Below are 13,937 nucleotides of genomic sequence, written 5' to 3'. Positions count from 1 at the left end.
CAGTCATGATCGGAAACCTGGAAGGCGCCGTACACCGCGCGGCGCCCCTCCGGCCGGACCCCCGGGCGGTGCAGGCCCTGGCCGCGGAGGTCGAGGGGGTGTTCGCCGCCGGCCCTACCGGCTACCCGGAGCCGACCGTCCGCCGCACGCTGCGCACTGCCCGCGAACTGGTCATCCGGTACGGGTGGACCCGCGGCACGCTCTGCGACCGCAACGGCCTGTGCCTCCTCGGATCCGTCCAGGCCGCGGCCCTCCCCTACGACCCGGCCGTCTGGGAGTGTGAGGTCCGGGCCGCGGAGGCGCAGCTCATGGCCGCCCTGGGCACCGTCGACCCGCACGACCTGCCCCGCTTCAACAACCGGCAGACGTGGGCTGGCCCCGTACTGGACCTCCTGCTCCGCGCCGCGCACTGACCGACCAGGCCCGCCCGGCTGCTGGGCGCGCACGCGCGATCTACGCTTTCATGAGGCCATGGACGACGCGACCGACATTCAGGCGCCGTGCAACTGCGGCGAGTTGGGCGACCACCCGCGCACCACGGCCTGCACCCACAGCTCCATCGTGCAGATCGAAATCACCGGCGACCGCTCGGGCTGCCTCCAGGCCATCGGCGTCCTGCGCCGCAGCTACTACGTCTACGTAGAGCACGAGTGGCAGAACCCGGAAAGCGGCAGCTGGGTGTTCCAGCTCGGCGCCGTCGAGAACCTGTGGAAGACCCGCGGCCGCCGTGGCCGATCAGGCGACTGACCCGCAGCACAGCACCACTCCCACCCAGAGGGCGGGCCCGGCACCACGGGCCCGCCCTTTGCCATGCACCGACCACAAGGAGCCCGCCATGACGACGAACCTCGACCCCACGCGCCTATACCGGCACGCACCCGACCTCCTCGCCGAGGCCGCCGAACTCCTCACCATCTCGTCCGGGCTGCTCACGCGGACCCTGGCCGGGACGCCCGCCGATGAGGAGGAACAGCGCGCGTTCCGCCTCCGGTGGGCCGTGCAGGCGGACCGCAGGCACCTCGCCCACCCCGACCCCCACACCGCCGGCCAGGCCGACGAGGCCGCGCACACGCTCGCCGACCTCGACCGCGCGAACCCCTGGCTCATCCCGGCGGGACTGACCGTCCCGAACCCGGGCGACGACGACGGCGCCCGGGCATACGTCCGCGAGTGCTTCGACGCCGGCGCCTGGGCCTGACACCCGCCACCCGGGCCGCCGCACCCCGCGGCGGCCCTCCCCGCGCACCACAACCGAAAGGACCCCGTCATGACCGACACGAGCCGCTTCACCGCCGCCGAAGGGCAGTTCCTCGCCTTCGCCCTCGACCTCGCCGCCGACCACATGGCCAACCGCGGCGACGAGTTCACCGCCGAGGACGAAGCCGCCCTGGACCGTCTGCGCCGCACGACAACGGACCCCGCCATGACCGACGCCGAGACCTTCGAAACGATCCGCTACGCCGCCGACGTCGTATGCGTCCGGGGCGGTGACGTCCTCCTGATCGAGCGGGGATGGGACCCGCACAAGGGCCTCCTGGCGCTCCCCGGCGGGCACGTGGACCCGGGCGAGACGTCCCGCGCCGCCGCGGCGAGGGAGCTGGAGGAGGAGACCGGGGTACGCGTGGACCCGGCGGCCCTGGTCCTCGTCGGGGTCTACGACGAGCCCGGCCGTGACTCGCGCGGCCGGTACGTCAGCGCCGCGTACCGGGTGACCGTGCCCGAGGGCACCGAAGCCTGTGCCGGGGACGACGCCACCGCCGTGCGCTGGGTGCCGCTCGCCGCGCCCGGCGTCCTGGCCTTCGACCACGGCGCGATCGTCGACGACGCCCGCCGGGCCTGACCGGCCTTCCACCCCCGGCAGCACGTTGGGGGCCGGCGCACCGCCGCCGACCCCCAACGCTGACCCGCCCCGTGGAGGAGCACCACCATCATGAACCCCCGCCGCGCCCCGCACACCGAACCCGCCCTGCCCTACGCCGTCCCGGCCCCCGCCGCGCCGCTGACCGCCCGTACTGCCCGACCCGCGCCACCAGAGGAACCCGCCATGAGCCAGACCCGCACCGCTACCGACCACCTCGCCGAGGTGCTGCGCCTCGCCCTCCCCGAGGCCATCGCCGACTATCACCGGATGCTCGGCCCGCGTCTGCGGCACGCCACCCTGCCGTTCCCGCTGATCGACGCCCTGAAGTGGCTGTGCGGGGAAGACCGAGCGACCGCCGTGCGGGTCCTGGCCCTGGTCCTCGACGACGTCCGCGCGCTCCGCAGCAGGCCGCCCCACGAGTACGTCGTCCGGTCCGTCGTCCTGTCCCTCCACCTCACCGATTCGGGATGGACGCCCGAGACCGCGGCCGCGTTCGTCCACGAGGCCGAGCAGGTTTCCTGACCACCGCAGTGCACGACCAGGCCCGGCCGCCCCTCTCACTCCGGTGAGCAGGGGCGGCCGGGCCTTTTTGCGTTCCGGGGCCGGTCAGTCCCCGGCCGTGCCGTCGTCGCCCTGCTCCTGGTCGTCGACGTCCTCGACGTCGGGGTGCCGGCCGAACGGCCCGGCCTCACCCGGCACCCGCGCGCCCAGCAGCGGCGCCCCGCCCTTGACCCGGTACGGCGCAGCGATCACAGCCCCTCCACCCCGACGTCGAACCAGTCGCCGGGCCCGTCCCCGCGGTCGGGGTTCCCCGCCAGAGGCTGCGGACCGGCCCGCCCCGGGAACCTGGGCAGAGGCACCTGCCGCTCGTGCACGAGGCGGTCGTGAGCCGCGTTCAGCCCGGCCGGCCGTACCCGGGCCTGCGTCCGCACCCGCGCCTCGCCGGTCTCCCCGTGCTCGTACTGCTCCGTCCGCAGCACCATCCAGCCGCGATCCACCGTCCGCTGATACGGCCGGCCCGAGGGCGTCACCCACCCCCAGCGCTTCATGTCGTCCATCAGCCGGTTCTGCCCGGTCCGGATCCCTGCCCGGCACAGCGTCTGTGCGGCCTCCGCCACGGTGAAGTCCCCGGCGCGGTCCGGCGAGGCGAGGAGTTCCCACGACCGCGCGGCCGGCGCGAGTTCCTGCACCTGCTCCTCCGCCTCGTGGCAGGCCCGCACGCTGCCCAACAGGGCTTCCAGGGCCTCCCGGTACGACAGCGGCAGATCCAGCGGGTTCACGGGGTCCGTGGCCCGTGGCACCCGAACCGGAGGCGGAGCCCACACTGGCACCGCCGCCTCGGCCTCCTGCACCTCGGCCTGCCGGGTCCGCACCACGAAATACGCCTGCGCGGCGGCCACGAGCGGTTTCTTGACGGGGTCCCCGTTGAGGGCCACCAGGTATGCGCCGTAACGATTCAGCAGGTAGTCGGTCCGGGGCGCGCCGCCGGTCCCTTCTTCCCGCAGCCGGTAAAAAGCCTCCGGAGTGAAGGTGCCGGTGTTCTCGGCCGCTCGGATCGCCCGCTCGATGGCGGTCTGGAAGTTGTGCCACCTGTCGTAACCCATGAGCAGCATCAGCGCCCGAGCGGACCAGACTTCGGAGCCGTCGGGGCGTACTTGACGGATCGCGTCGAACGGGTTGGTGACGGCCGGGACTCCCGGCCGGGGGGATTCAGGCATGATGTGTGCCACGCGAACTCCTCCGCGTCAGCAGGGTCGCCCGGCCTACCACCAGCGGCGATTCACGGCCCGTCCCTCGCTCGGGGCGGGCCGCACTACGTTCTACCTCACCGGCGGCGCACACCCTTGGTGATCTTCGCGCTACCGGCAATCCGACGGGCCGACCGTACGGCCTACCGGGCCTCCGGTGCTTGCACGGCGGACCGGTGGATGCGCCATCGGCCTCCGTACCGGCGTGCCGGGATCTCCTCGCGGGCGGCCTGTTCCCGCACGACTCGCTCGCTCATCCGCAGGAGGGCGGCCGCCTCGTGCACGAGGAGCCATTCCGGCAGGGCCTGACCGCCCGTCACGGACACGGCGGCCTCCGGGGCCTCCTCGGCCGCGTCAGGGCCGCACGCCACGGTCACGGCCTCCGAGCGCCCGAGCCCGGTCCGCTTCGCGGCGAGGACTTCCCCGGAGTCGAAGCGCAGGTCGCCATTCGCGTTCCGGTGAGCCGGCAGCTTTCCCGCCGTCACGTATCGGCAGACGGTACGGGTCGACACCCCGAGCGCCTGGGCGGCCTCGGCGGTGGTCAGCATGCGGGGTGCGGGCATGGCGGGCTCCGGGACGTTGTCACGTGGGGGCCCGGCCTAACACCAGCGGCGGCGAGCAGCGTAGACCAGCGGGGACGGTCGCCGCCCGCACGGCAGGGTCCTGCGCGCGCCGCCCCCTCCCCACACCGGCACGGCCCCCCGGTGCCCGGCACGGCGACAAACACCCCGCCCGGGCCCTCCCGGCCGCCCCGTCCACCCTCAGGCCCGTACGAGGGCACCGGCGGCCGCGGCTGCCAGAACCGGACCTCGAACCGGCTAACGGCCGCGCCGACCTTCCTCGCCTCCCGCCGACCCCTCCGGCCGTGACTGCCCGAGTACGGTCATGCACGCCCCGTCAGGGCCCGTTCACCGCCCGCCGGGTCCCTGACACCGCCGAGACCGTGCGCGCCCACACAGGGCCGCACAGCGCCACGCAGGAGGCACCCGTGCCCGGCACCCCCGACACCGCCCCCGAAGCCACCGAGTCCGAAACCTGCAACGGCAGGTTTCGGGAGGCCGGCCCCGCCCGCCCCGACGCCACCGCGTCCGAGACCTACATCGGTAGGTTTCGGGAGAGCGACCCTGCCCGCCCGGGCGCCTCCGCGGGTCCGAAAGTTGCAACGGTAACTTTCGGGGCCGACCCTGCCCGCCCGGGCGCCTCCGCGTACTGCTCCTGCGGCGCCTGGTGGACCGGCAGCTCACGCGCGCACTGCCCGGCCTGTCACATCACGTGCAGCTCCGACACCGCCGCCGGCCGCCACCGCCGCGGCCGGTTCGGCATCGACCGCCGGTGCATCGATCCCGCCGAGGCCGGCCTCATCCCGACCGCCCGCCCGTACGGCACCCTGTGGTCCCTGCCCGGCGCGGCCGCCCCGCACTGGGACCGCGACGCCGAGTAGCACCACCTCGCCCCCGGGCACGGTGACCGGCCTTCACGCCGCCCGGAGCACCGAGCGGAGGGCTTCCTCCACCCATGGATGGAAGGCCGCCAGGAGATGCGGGCCGGGCGAGGTCGAGAAGCAGAACAGGAGCTCGCCGCGGTCCTCGCCGTCCTCGCATAGGGCGTGGTCCTCGACGAACAGGACGATGTCCGGCCCGAGGCCAGGCATGGGGCTGTAGGTGATCGAGCGGCGCCCCGGCCGTGCCTGTTCCCGCTCCAGCGCCGTACGGACGACCGTCGCGCACGGCTCCGCGAACAGCTCGTACAGGCGAGCATCGCTGTGCGGGCCGACGGCGACACGGAGTTCCGCCGCCTCGACGGCAAGGGCGAGGTGAACGCCCCTGTCCACGAGCACGAGGGGGTGTTCCAGGGCGGTCACGGTGTGCCAGCCACCGACGGGGGCAGCCATCTGCCGGCCGTCGGCGGCCGGCGCCATGGTGACGTAGTCGACCGTCGCCGCATTCACCTCCGCCTCCGCGTTCTCCTCGGGCGTCTGGCACTCGGGGCACAGGTACCCGACCGGGCGCCCCTGCGCGAACTCGATGTTCCAGCGCAAGGCGTCGGCCGCGCCCTTCCAGCAGGCACGGGTACAGCGGATGCAGTGGCCCAGCGGGCGGACCTTCGTGCGTCCCATGGCGTCCTCTTCTCGGTCCCGGAGCGTGGTCGTGCCGGCGGCGTCGGAAGCCGCCCTCCGGCCGGGGACAACGGGGCAGGGCCGGGAAGGGTGCGAGCGCGCGGACCGCGCAGGCCGCGCGGCTCACGACGCCCGTAACACCGGTCAATGGGTAGCCGAGTAGCACCCGGCCTCGCCCGGGAACGTTGTGCGTACCACCGCCAGCAGCGCGCCCCCGAGGAGGACCCGGTGCCCGACAGGAACGGCCGCAAGTGGATGAGCACGGACGAGTATTTCCGGCTCATCTCGGCGGACTGGGCGTCCGTGACGCACACCCGGCCCGGGCAGGGCCTCGACCGCCGCCCTGGTCGCGCGGCCGCCGACGGGGACGCCTTCGACGAGGCCGCCGCCGAGGCCAAGGAGCGGCGCGCCGGCACTCCTCGGCCCACGCCTGCGGTGATGCGGCCAGTGAAGCCGCGACCCCGCTGACCCGGGCTCCGGTGTGACGGCCGTCACACCGGCCGGTGCGCAGCGCGCGTCAGGGGGTGGGGAACGGCTCGCCCAGGCTGTGGCCGCGGCCGGGGTCAAGGCCGCCCGGCCGTGTCCCTCCGCGTCCGCTGCTGTCCGCTGATCGTCCGTCAGCGGTACCGTGAGGGCGCGGGTAGGTCTCCCCCGCCGCTCGCTGGTTATGGGCCGGAGCACCTCTCAGCATTCGTGCGGAGGTCCCGCCATGCCGACCAGCCGGCCCAAATCCGACGACGTCACCCCCGGTGCCAGCCTCACCGCTGCTGCAACGTTCCTGCGCGAGCTGCCCGAGCCGTGGGCGCCGTGGCCCGGTACCGCGTGGGCCCTCGCCCCAGCCCTCAGGGACACCGCCCACGCCCGCGGCTGGACCCTCGGCCCCGCCCTGCGCGACTTCCTCACCGCCTGGCCTGACGACGTCCGCTCCTATGAGGCGGTGTTGGCCGCACGCATCCGCCGACTCCCCACCCGTACCCGCGCGGCCGCGTTCACGACGACGACGGCCAGGAGCACCAGGAGCACCAGGAGCACGGACACCTCCGCGTCGCGCTGCGCCCGGTGCGGTGCGGCCGGGTCGGTCGTCCACGCCTCCGCCCGCTGGCCCCGTCCGGTCTGCATACGGTGCGCGACATCCGCAGCCGGGCCGCCCGCCGCCGACCCCGCCTCGCACGCCGCCGCCGCACGTGCTGCCCTCCGGTACGGCCGGCGCATCACCTCGCCCTGACCCGCACACCCGACCCGCCCCCGACAGGAGTCCCCACGATGACCAGCCCGAGCCCTGCCCTGGTGGACGCGATCCTCGCCGCCGCCCACCCGACGGACGTGGAAGAGCAGCTGCTCGCCGCGGACGCCGCGACGATTCAGACCGTCCTCGACGTCCTCGACGCCGAGCGCCGGGAGACGCTCCGGATCAGCGCCGCGTGGAAGGGCCTGGCGGACGAGGCCGGCCCGTACTCCACCGGGCGGGACGACACCCTCGCCGCAATGTTCGCCCGCATGCCCGCCGACGTACGGGCGAGGGCGATGGAGCACGTCCGGGTGCTGGAGGCCGCCGGAGTCGCCCAGGCCGGCCCGGGACTGTAACCGTGCCGACCCATCACGCCCCCGCCCGCCCTGCCGCTGGAGGTGCCCGCACATGCCCGCGAATGACCTGACGGCGAGCAGAAAGGAGCGCGCGGCGGTCCTCCTCGCCCGGGGCCTGAATGCCGAGCACGTCGCCCGTGAGGTCCAGGTGACCGGCCGTACGGTCCGCCGGTGGCTGGAGAACCCCGAATACGCGGAACGCGTCAGGGAGCTGCGGCGTACATCGCTGGGGGAGACCCTGCGGGTGCTGGAGACGATCAGCCGCAACGCGGTGGGTGTCCTCGGCGGGATCATGACCAACAGCGCCGAGTCGTCCACGGTCCGAGTCCGGGCAGCCATCGGTGTCCTGACGCTGCTGCCCCGCCTCGCCGAGCACGTCGAGCTGGAGGAGCGCGTGGCGTTGCTGGAGGCGGCGACGTCGTGCCGGGACGAGGGCGGGACGTCGTGAGCCTGACCCGCCGCGTGCAGCGCCTGGAGCGCGTCACCGCCCCCTCCCGCATCCCGTACGACGCCGAGGAGGAGGCCGCCCGCTACGGGCCGCCCCTCACCCCCGCGACGGCCCTGTACCGGTCCTATGCGTGGCTGGACGCGGAGCGGCTGGAGCTGACCACCATCACCGGCGGCCGGGTCATCCGGTACGACGTGCCCGGGGTCGACGGGCGCGCCCTGCTGTGAGCGCCGGCCTGCATGCCCGGCTGCTGCGGCTGGAGCGCCGCCGCGCCGAGGTCGTCGCCCTGGGCGCCGAGGTGCTGGCACTCCTGGCCGAGGTGGAGCGCGACGACCCGCCCGCGTACGAACGGCTCCTCGCCGAACTGCTCCCGATCATCCGACCCCCCGAGAGGATCCGCTGATGTCTCGTATCCCCGCCCGGCTGTCCCGGCTGGAGGCCGGCGCCCCGGGCTGCACCGACCTCCCGCCGCTGCCCGAGCTGGCGACGCTCGGCGCGCTGATGGACACCCCCGACGCGACCGACGCCGAGCAGCGCATCCTGCTGAACGCCCGCCTTGAGACCCTCCTCGCCCGCGTGTGGCCCAAAGCCATGGGCGGCGACGTGACGGCGGCCGGGCTGGCACTGCGGCTCATCGACCGCCAGGCCGACCTACTCGGCCTCACCGCGGCCGCGCCCGAGCCGAAGGGCGGGACCGTCACCGCCGAGGACTTGACGAGGCTCATCGAGCAGGGCCGCGAGGCGGAGGCGCGGGCCGGGCAGTGAAAGGCCGGCCCCCGTCCGGGCGCTCACCACCCGTGCGCCCCGCACACCCTCACCGCAGACAGCTGACCCACCCCTACCGAGAGGAACCCACGATGCCGACCACGACCGCCCCCGCCAATCCGGTGCAGCAGGCATGCCGGGAGATGACAACCCCCGAACTCCTCGCCGATCTCCTGTCCACCGCCCGGCGCACCGTCAGGACCGGCGAGCAGCACGCCCCGTTCATCACGGCCGCCTGCTCCGTCCTGCAACAGCGGTGCGGCCGCTCCCTGCCGTCCCGCTCGTTCAACCACGAGGACCCGGCGCATCAGCTCGTCGTCCAGGTGCTCACCGCCGGGGGCGTCATGGCGGTATCCGCCGAGAGTGTCCGCGAGGCGATGATGCCGACGCTGCGCGCGCAGATGTGGGCCCGGGAGCAGGCCCCACACGACGGCCGGACCGTCAGCACGCACGAGGAGATCCTGAACGGCCTCGGAACGCACGTCTTCCCGGGGCCGAGGATCCCCACCGGCCGGGCGATGACGGTCCTGTACGAAGAGGACGCCCTCCTCGGCCGCCTGCTCGCCGCCCTGGCCGCCGGCGAGGACGTCGACACCCTGGTGGACGAGATCACCACCGCCGCAGGCTGACCGGCCCGCCCGCGTGGGGCGGATTTCAAGCCTGATGACATCAGACTTGATTCGAGCGGCTGGCCCTCGCCCGAGTGGGGCGGACCAAGCGTGACATTGTCACGCTTGAAAGCGGCCGGGCTGGCCCTCGCCCGCGTGGGGCGGACCCTGTACGACCTGCATTGACAGACTGCGGCGCCCCCGTTCCCTGGCGGGGAGCGGGGGGCGCAGCTACGCGCCGGCAGGTGTGACGGCACGGGGCCAGGACCACCTGCTACACCCGGGCCGGGACCCTGCGCCACGGCCCGTCATAGCGGCCGCCGCAGTCCGCGCACCGGGCTGTCAGGAACGCCGACGCCGGAGTGACCTCCTCGCACGGCTCGACCTCCTCGGGCCCGCCGGGGAACTCGACGACCGGGCGCGGCGCCTCGCAGACGCAACGGCCGGCGGTCCGGGCGGTGCCGGTCGGCTGCTGCGGGATGGACACCCGCAACGGGGTCGCCGCCGGGACGACCACGGCCGCGGCCGCCGGCGGGACACCGTCGAGGGTGAGGGTCACGTATTCGTCGGTGACGTCCCACGGGGCGGGCGGGGCTTCCGCCAGGAACCGGTCCCGCAGCTCCCACCCGGTGAACACCAGCACCGTCGCGGCCAAGACTCGGGACCCGGCCCGGGCGGGGGCGGGGTCGATGACCGCGACGGGATGGGAGCCCGCCCCCATCAGCGGGAGACCACCCGCGTACCGGTCATCGGCGACGCTCCGCCCGATGTGCTCCGCCAGAAACCCTTTCCGCAGCAGGGCATCCCTCGCCAGGTCCACCGTCTCCTGCCCCGCCGGCGGGAGGTAAGGCAGCGGCAGGCCGGCGGCCCGGTGCTTGCGCTCCACCACGGCGAGGATCCGGCGCACCATGCGCCGGGTGACCTGCTGGAGCCGAAGGCGCCGTTCCTCCGCCCCGGTCAGCCGCCACGACGGGCCGGCCACCTCCTCCTCCTCGTCCAGCCGGGCGTCCAGCACCGCGTCCTCCTTCACCCGGCGGGCGTCGGCGGCCCGGGCCTCCTCCTCCGCCTGGCGCTGCTCCGCGTCCTCCCGTGCCCGCGTCTCCTCTTCCCGTGACCGCTCCGCCTCCTGCCTCGCCCGCGCCTTCTCCTGCGACTTCCGGTAGTCGGCCTCCGCCCGCAGACACCGGCCGTCCACCCACAGCGTGTCGAGGACGAGGCCCCCGGCCCGCCGCTCCGGGCTGTACGGAACCATCTGCCGGTCGAAGACCAGGCGCAGGAACTTGACCAGGGTCATCGGGTCACCCTTGACCCACACACCGCCCGCGAACCGGGCCAGGCCCTCCAGCACCACGGGCACACCGTGGGCGTCACCCAGCCGCACGGACGGCACCACACCCAGCCACGGCGCCCGCCGGTAGCAGAACCAGATGGACGGCACCCCGTCGACGAGCATCCGTTCCGACCGCCCCCGGATCTCCTCCGCCGTCTTCACCGCCAACTGCGCCTCCAACGCCATCCGCCACCGCCCGCCCGGATCACTCGCGAGGACGTCGGCCTTCCACGCCCCGCCCGGCCCCGGCACCTCGTCCGCGGCGACCGCGCCGGCCTCCTGCGCCGCCACGAGCAGGCACCACTTCAGGTAGAGGTGATCGGGTGACTCCCCGCCGGCCTCGCACTCCGGCGCCCCCGGCTGGTGCGCAAAGTGCGGCACCCGCCGCCGCGACAGCCGAGCATGCATCGGCCAGGCACACTCACCACACGCGAGCCGCGACGGCTTCACCTTGTAGACGTCCTCCCACCGCCGCCCGCACCCCAGATCAGGCAGGTACGAGTGGAGTCGTCCCCACTCGGCGTGTTCAGCACGGAACATGACGCTCGCTCCCCTCAGGTCCCATCTCGCCCGCAGCGTCCCGTATCGGCAGACCGCGCGCAGCTGAGCCCCTGCACTCGAATTTCAGTCCGTGTCGGGCGGCGTGCTCGTCAGGACGGCGGTGCGGGGACTGCCCAGAGTCGGGACAGGTGGGGACAGGGAGGGGCGATTGGCGGCGCCTATGTGCGCGTAACGGCCCCCAGCGTCGGTCAACTCGCTATAATTTCCCTTATACCGAGTCGAGATGACGGAAGGTCAACCATGCCGAACGCCCGCCTTTCCCCCGAGGTCCGCGAGTTGCTGTCCGTCCTCCGCGACGTCCTCGACGTTCCGCCCGGCGAGGAGCCATACGACGTCCGCGCCCGTGCCATCCTCGGCTGGTCCGCACTGGGGGCACTCCTCGACAACCCGAACGTCAGCCCGGCCGATGCGACCCGGGTCCTACGCGTCCAGGGCGCGCGCCACCTTCCCGAGCAGGCCGACCAGTGACGGCCGAACCGGCCGACACGGAGGTGGTCGACGCCGAGGTGGTCGAGGACGGTGAGGGACTGTTCCCGGTGCCGGCCGACCCGGGCAAGCACCCGCGCCCGTTCATCGACGTGGACCTCCTGCCCGCCGTCGCCGACCCGGCCCCGGCCGCCCGGCCGCTGGTGAACCGTCACACGATGCTCCGCCCCGGCCAGGCCGTGCCGACCACGGCGGACGCCCCGACGTACAGCGAGGCGGATTTCCGGATCTCCCAGGAGACGGCCGAGCTCCTCGACGACGCGCCCCCGGCGAACACCTCCCGCACGTACACCTCCGCATGGAAGAAGTTCGGGGAGTGGTGCGCCGCCGAGGGCCGGGTGCCGCTGCCGTGCACCACGGCGACGTTCACCGAGTACGTCGGGCACCTCGTGCGGGCCGACGCCTCGCCCGCCACCATCCGCGTCCACATGTCCGCGATCCGCTCCCAGCACCCGGACGACCAGAAGCCGGGCACCAAGGAGGCCGGGAAGATGGTCCGGAAGCACGCCCGAAGCCGGGCCAATCGCGCACCGAGGAAGGCCCCGCCGGTCACCCCGTCGCTCCTCGGCTCCCTCGTGGCCACCTGTGCCGCGCCGACCCCGGGCGGGCAGGTCGTCGCCCTGCGGGACGCCGCGCTGCTCACCCTCGGGTGGGGGATGCTCTCCCGCCGCTCCGAGCTGGCGCACCTCACGATCGAGCGGCTCACCGTCGAGGAGGACGGCGTCACGGTCCACGTCGCGTACTCCAAGACCGACCAGGAGGCCGAGGGCGAGGACACGTTCGTGCCGGCGGACCCTGACAACCCGGCCGTCTGCCCGGTGCGCCGCATGTCCGCCTGGCTCGCCGAGCTGCGCCGCCAGGGCCACACCTCCGGCCCGGTGTTCCGCGCCGTCACCAGGACCGGCGCCATCCCGACCCGCAAGCGCGGCGACTTCCTCACCCCGGCGACCATCGGCGACATCGTCAAGGCCCGTGCCGAGGCCGCCGCTGCGCCGCTGCCGGACGACGACCCGGCCCGCGCCGTCCTGGCCAAGCTGACCGCGCATGGCCTCCGCCGCGGCCCCGCGCAGTACCTCGCCCGGCTCGGCCAGGACCCGACCGCACAGGGCCGTTGGAAGCCGGGTTCCCGGACCGTGGAGAAGCACTATCTGGCGCCGGCCCGGGGCCGGACCGACAACCCGTTCACTGCGGCCCGCGCCGCCGCCGAGGAGAGCTGACCCGTGACCGAGACGATCGCCGGCCTTTCCCTCGCCCCGTTCACCGCGGCCGCCGCACACGCGGGCCGGTGGAAGGCCGACCGCGGCCGGGCCCCGCACTACGCCTTCGGCCACCGGCAGTGGTGGACGTGCCTCGCCTGCCCGCTGGACGGCTGCGACTGGCACCACGACGACCGGCACGACTCCCCGTCGGCCCCGGCCGTGCTGGAGGCCCTGGTGCGCGAGCATGTCGCCGGGCACGACCTGGCGGACGTCCTCGCCGCCCTCACCACCGCCCGGGACGCCACGGCCGCCGTGAACGCGTCGAATGACCGGGCATGGGACGTCGTCCGCCTCCGCCGTCAGCAGGCCGCCGAGCGCGGCGAGCACCCGCACTCCGACCCGGTGGCACAGCAGTTGTCCGCCGCGCTCGTCGGGCACGAGGACCACCAGGCCGTGCGGGACCTCCTCGCCACACCGTCCACGGCCGCCCCGGCACCGGGCCGTTCGTCCTGACCGGGCCTGTACACGGCTGCGCCCCCGTTCCCGTGGTGGGAGCGGGGGCGCAGCCGTCGTCGGGGTCAGTCCGTAGAGAGCGCCGCCGCGGCCTGGGCGATGAGGGCGAAATAGTCGGCGTGGTCGTGCTCAGCTGACTCCGCCAGCCGGTAGCGGCGTCCCGGGTACACCTCCACGTAGTCGAGGACTCCGCGCTGTGTGAGCTTGGTGAGGACTGCCCGGACCGTTCGGTCTGCGGTGTTGGGCGTGAGGGCGTGGACCTCCCGCGAGCTGAGCCACTTCACCCGGCTGCGCTGGAGCGTGCGGAACGTTTCGACTTCCTGGACAGACAGCTGAGATGCCATGGGGCGCCCTTTCTTGGCATGGAGAACCGGGCGCCACGCGATCCAGTTGTGGAGACGCCTGTCTCCGCGCAGCGCCATTCCGCGCCAAGCCGTGCCCTGGACTGCCCAGCAGCCTACCCACGTCTTCCGCTGACCGCGGCCGGAAGGCCGGCGCCCCCGTTCCCAGGTGGGAGCGGGGGCGCGGTCATGCCGGGGTCCAGGGCGGATCAGGGGTCTCGTTGGTTGCCCCGCAGTTCCAGCAGTCCCATTCGTTCGGGACCTCGAACAGCTCCACCCAGAAGCCTTTCGGCTTGCCCCACACGGTGCAGTCGGCGCCGCAGCACCAGCACACGAAGGCGAAGTGCACGTGATCCTCCCCGAGTCGCTCCGGGGGT

24 protein-coding genes are annotated in these 13,937 nt (G+C 73.9%); 17 read left to right on the top strand and 7 right to left on the bottom strand.

Annotated features, from left to right (window positions below; all coding sequences use genetic code 11):
- The first annotated feature begins 5 nt into the window (after positions 1-5).
- The 5 genes from OG207_RS31890 (at position 6) to OG207_RS31870 (ending at position 2,383) form a co-directional block, all read left to right on the top strand.
- The gene (locus OG207_RS31890; protein WP_329103236.1) at positions 6-413 is read left to right on the top strand and encodes a DUF6197 family protein; all 408 of its coding nucleotides are present in this window, start codon (positions 6-8) and stop codon (positions 411-413) included.
- Positions 414-471: 58 nt separating this feature from the next.
- Positions 472-747 (top strand): hypothetical protein, encoded by a 276-nt coding sequence (locus OG207_RS31885; RefSeq protein WP_329103235.1) that lies wholly within the window; start codon positions 472-474, stop codon positions 745-747.
- Between the two features lie 88 nt (positions 748-835).
- Positions 836-1,198 (top strand): hypothetical protein, encoded by a 363-nt coding sequence (locus tag OG207_RS31880; RefSeq protein ID WP_329103233.1) that lies wholly within the window; start codon positions 836-838, stop codon positions 1,196-1,198.
- 225 nt (positions 1,199-1,423) lie between these two features.
- Positions 1,424-1,840 carry an NUDIX hydrolase gene (locus OG207_RS31875; protein ID WP_329108043.1) on the top strand — a complete coding sequence of 139 codons (417 nt, stop codon included), beginning with the start codon at positions 1,424-1,426 and terminating at the stop codon, positions 1,838-1,840.
- A gap of 90 nt (positions 1,841-1,930) precedes the next feature.
- The gene (locus OG207_RS31870; protein ID WP_329103231.1) at positions 1,931-2,383 is read left to right on the top strand and encodes a hypothetical protein; all 453 of its coding nucleotides are present in this window, start codon (positions 1,931-1,933) and stop codon (positions 2,381-2,383) included.
- 84 nt (positions 2,384-2,467) lie between these two features.
- Here OG207_RS31870 and OG207_RS31865 read toward each other — a convergent pair whose 3' ends face one another.
- The 3 genes from OG207_RS31865 to OG207_RS31855 all read right to left on the bottom strand — a co-directional run bounded on the left by OG207_RS31865 (position 2,468) and on the right by OG207_RS31855 (position 4,172).
- Positions 2,468-2,614, bottom strand: coding sequence for a hypothetical protein (locus OG207_RS31865; RefSeq protein ID WP_329103229.1), 147 nt, complete (start codon positions 2,612-2,614; stop codon positions 2,468-2,470).
- Entirely contained in the window at positions 2,611-3,591 is a 981-nt protein-coding gene (locus tag OG207_RS31860) for a phage antirepressor KilAC domain-containing protein (protein WP_329103227.1), read from the bottom strand. The genes OG207_RS31865 and OG207_RS31860 overlap by 4 nt, the downstream gene beginning before the upstream one ends.
- A gap of 161 nt (positions 3,592-3,752) precedes the next feature.
- On the bottom strand, positions 3,753-4,172 hold the full coding sequence (locus OG207_RS31855; protein WP_329103224.1) for a helix-turn-helix domain-containing protein: 420 nt from the start codon (positions 4,170-4,172) through the stop codon (positions 3,753-3,755).
- A 425-nt stretch (positions 4,173-4,597) separates the two neighbouring features.
- Between OG207_RS31855 and OG207_RS31850 the strand changes: the two genes are divergently transcribed.
- Entirely contained in the window at positions 4,598-5,050 is a 453-nt protein-coding gene (locus tag OG207_RS31850; RefSeq protein ID WP_329103222.1) for an FDXHR family putative zinc-binding protein, read from the top strand.
- A 33-nt stretch (positions 5,051-5,083) separates the two neighbouring features.
- On the opposite strand, the gene OG207_RS31845 is transcribed toward OG207_RS31850, so the two are convergent.
- On the bottom strand, positions 5,084-5,725 hold the full coding sequence (locus tag OG207_RS31845) for a hypothetical protein (RefSeq protein ID WP_329103221.1): 642 nt from the start codon (positions 5,723-5,725) through the stop codon (positions 5,084-5,086).
- Positions 5,726-5,872: 147 nt separating this feature from the next.
- Between OG207_RS31845 and OG207_RS31840 the strand changes: the two genes are divergently transcribed.
- The 8 genes from OG207_RS31840 to OG207_RS31805 all read left to right on the top strand — a co-directional run bounded on the left by OG207_RS31840 (position 5,873) and on the right by OG207_RS31805 (position 9,151).
- Entirely contained in the window at positions 5,873-6,193 is a 321-nt protein-coding gene (locus OG207_RS31840; protein WP_329103219.1) for a hypothetical protein, read from the top strand.
- Positions 6,194-6,434: 241 nt separating this feature from the next.
- Positions 6,435-6,950, top strand: coding sequence for a hypothetical protein (locus tag OG207_RS31835; RefSeq protein WP_329103217.1), 516 nt, complete (start codon positions 6,435-6,437; stop codon positions 6,948-6,950).
- A gap of 38 nt (positions 6,951-6,988) precedes the next feature.
- Positions 6,989-7,309 carry a hypothetical protein gene (locus tag OG207_RS31830; RefSeq protein ID WP_329103215.1) on the top strand — a complete coding sequence of 107 codons (321 nt, stop codon included), beginning with the start codon at positions 6,989-6,991 and terminating at the stop codon, positions 7,307-7,309.
- Positions 7,310-7,361: 52 nt separating this feature from the next.
- Positions 7,362-7,757, top strand: a complete 396-nt coding sequence (locus OG207_RS31825) for a helix-turn-helix domain-containing protein (RefSeq protein WP_329103213.1) — start codon at positions 7,362-7,364, stop codon at positions 7,755-7,757.
- Positions 7,754-7,984 carry a hypothetical protein gene (locus OG207_RS31820; protein WP_329103211.1) on the top strand — a complete coding sequence of 77 codons (231 nt, stop codon included), beginning with the start codon at positions 7,754-7,756 and terminating at the stop codon, positions 7,982-7,984. Before OG207_RS31825 ends, OG207_RS31820 begins: the two co-directional genes overlap by 4 nt.
- Positions 7,981-8,160 (top strand): hypothetical protein, encoded by a 180-nt coding sequence (locus OG207_RS31815; protein ID WP_329103209.1) that lies wholly within the window; start codon positions 7,981-7,983, stop codon positions 8,158-8,160. The genes OG207_RS31820 and OG207_RS31815 overlap by 4 nt, the downstream gene beginning before the upstream one ends.
- On the top strand, positions 8,160-8,522 hold the full coding sequence (locus OG207_RS31810; protein WP_329103206.1) for a hypothetical protein: 363 nt from the start codon (positions 8,160-8,162) through the stop codon (positions 8,520-8,522). Before OG207_RS31815 ends, OG207_RS31810 begins: the two co-directional genes overlap by 1 nt.
- A gap of 92 nt (positions 8,523-8,614) precedes the next feature.
- Positions 8,615-9,151, top strand: coding sequence for a hypothetical protein (locus OG207_RS31805; RefSeq protein WP_329103204.1), 537 nt, complete (start codon positions 8,615-8,617; stop codon positions 9,149-9,151).
- Between the two features lie 253 nt (positions 9,152-9,404).
- Here OG207_RS31805 and OG207_RS31800 read toward each other — a convergent pair whose 3' ends face one another.
- A complete protein-coding gene (locus tag OG207_RS31800; protein ID WP_329103203.1) occupies positions 9,405-11,000 on the bottom strand; it encodes a hypothetical protein in 1,596 nt (531 codons plus the stop codon).
- 261 nt (positions 11,001-11,261) lie between these two features.
- Here OG207_RS31800 and OG207_RS31795 point away from each other — a divergent pair, with 261 nt between their 5' ends.
- The 3 genes from OG207_RS31795 to OG207_RS31785 are packed head-to-tail and all read left to right on the top strand — an operon-like array spanning position 11,262 to position 13,219.
- Entirely contained in the window at positions 11,262-11,489 is a 228-nt protein-coding gene (locus OG207_RS31795; protein ID WP_329103201.1) for a hypothetical protein, read from the top strand.
- A complete protein-coding gene (locus OG207_RS31790; protein WP_329103199.1) occupies positions 11,486-12,724 on the top strand; it encodes an integrase in 1,239 nt (412 codons plus the stop codon). The genes OG207_RS31795 and OG207_RS31790 overlap by 4 nt, the downstream gene beginning before the upstream one ends.
- Positions 12,725-12,727: 3 nt before the next feature.
- Complete coding sequence (locus OG207_RS31785; protein ID WP_329103197.1) at positions 12,728-13,219, top strand: hypothetical protein; 492 nt, start codon at positions 12,728-12,730, stop codon at positions 13,217-13,219.
- 65 nt (positions 13,220-13,284) lie between these two features.
- Here OG207_RS31785 and OG207_RS31780 read toward each other — a convergent pair whose 3' ends face one another.
- Together OG207_RS31780 and OG207_RS31775 are read right to left on the bottom strand one after the other, a co-directional pair.
- Positions 13,285-13,563: a hypothetical protein gene (locus tag OG207_RS31780; RefSeq protein ID WP_329103195.1), complete on the bottom strand. Its 279-nt coding sequence runs from the start codon at positions 13,561-13,563 to the stop codon at positions 13,285-13,287.
- A 184-nt stretch (positions 13,564-13,747) separates the two neighbouring features.
- Positions 13,748-13,909, bottom strand: a complete 162-nt coding sequence (locus tag OG207_RS31775) for a hypothetical protein (protein ID WP_329103194.1) — start codon at positions 13,907-13,909, stop codon at positions 13,748-13,750.
- Positions 13,910-13,937: the final 28 nt, after the last annotated feature.

It is taken from the genome of Streptomyces sp. NBC_01439, assembly GCF_036227605.1.
Lineage (GTDB): Bacteria > Actinomycetota > Actinomycetes > Streptomycetales > Streptomycetaceae > Streptomyces.
Note: the sequence above shows the minus strand (reverse complement) of the source record. Positions and strands in the feature narration are given on the sequence as shown.

What these genes read in the sequence shown, in the direction of transcription:
- OG207_RS31890 (WP_329103236.1), top strand. Translation starts at nt 6, where the DNA reads ATGATCGGAAACCTGGAAGGCGCCGTACACCGCGCGGCGCCCCTCCGG.
- OG207_RS31885 (WP_329103235.1), top strand. Translation starts at nt 472, where the DNA reads ATGGACGACGCGACCGACATTCAGGCGCCGTGCAACTGCGGCGAGTTG.
- OG207_RS31880 (WP_329103233.1), top strand. Translation starts at nt 836, where the DNA reads ATGACGACGAACCTCGACCCCACGCGCCTATACCGGCACGCACCCGAC.
- OG207_RS31875 (WP_329108043.1), top strand. Translation starts at nt 1,424, where the DNA reads ATGACCGACGCCGAGACCTTCGAAACGATCCGCTACGCCGCCGACGTC.
- OG207_RS31870 (WP_329103231.1), top strand. Translation starts at nt 1,931, where the DNA reads ATGAACCCCCGCCGCGCCCCGCACACCGAACCCGCCCTGCCCTACGCC.
- OG207_RS31855 (WP_329103224.1), bottom strand. Translation starts at nt 4,172, where the DNA reads ATGCCCGCACCCCGCATGCTGACCACCGCCGAGGCCGCCCAGGCGCTC.
- OG207_RS31845 (WP_329103221.1), bottom strand. Translation starts at nt 5,725, where the DNA reads ATGGGACGCACGAAGGTCCGCCCGCTGGGCCACTGCATCCGCTGTACC.
- OG207_RS31840 (WP_329103219.1), top strand. Translation starts at nt 5,873, where the DNA reads ATGGGTAGCCGAGTAGCACCCGGCCTCGCCCGGGAACGTTGTGCGTAC.
- OG207_RS31835 (WP_329103217.1), top strand. Translation starts at nt 6,435, where the DNA reads ATGCCGACCAGCCGGCCCAAATCCGACGACGTCACCCCCGGTGCCAGC.
- OG207_RS31830 (WP_329103215.1), top strand. Translation starts at nt 6,989, where the DNA reads ATGACCAGCCCGAGCCCTGCCCTGGTGGACGCGATCCTCGCCGCCGCC.
- OG207_RS31825 (WP_329103213.1), top strand. Translation starts at nt 7,362, where the DNA reads ATGCCCGCGAATGACCTGACGGCGAGCAGAAAGGAGCGCGCGGCGGTC.
- OG207_RS31810 (WP_329103206.1), top strand. Translation starts at nt 8,160, where the DNA reads ATGTCTCGTATCCCCGCCCGGCTGTCCCGGCTGGAGGCCGGCGCCCCG.
- OG207_RS31805 (WP_329103204.1), top strand. Translation starts at nt 8,615, where the DNA reads ATGCCGACCACGACCGCCCCCGCCAATCCGGTGCAGCAGGCATGCCGG.
- OG207_RS31800 (WP_329103203.1), bottom strand. Translation starts at nt 11,000, where the DNA reads ATGTTCCGTGCTGAACACGCCGAGTGGGGACGACTCCACTCGTACCTG.
- OG207_RS31795 (WP_329103201.1), top strand. Translation starts at nt 11,262, where the DNA reads ATGCCGAACGCCCGCCTTTCCCCCGAGGTCCGCGAGTTGCTGTCCGTC.
- OG207_RS31780 (WP_329103195.1), bottom strand. Translation starts at nt 13,563, where the DNA reads ATGGCATCTCAGCTGTCTGTCCAGGAAGTCGAAACGTTCCGCACGCTC.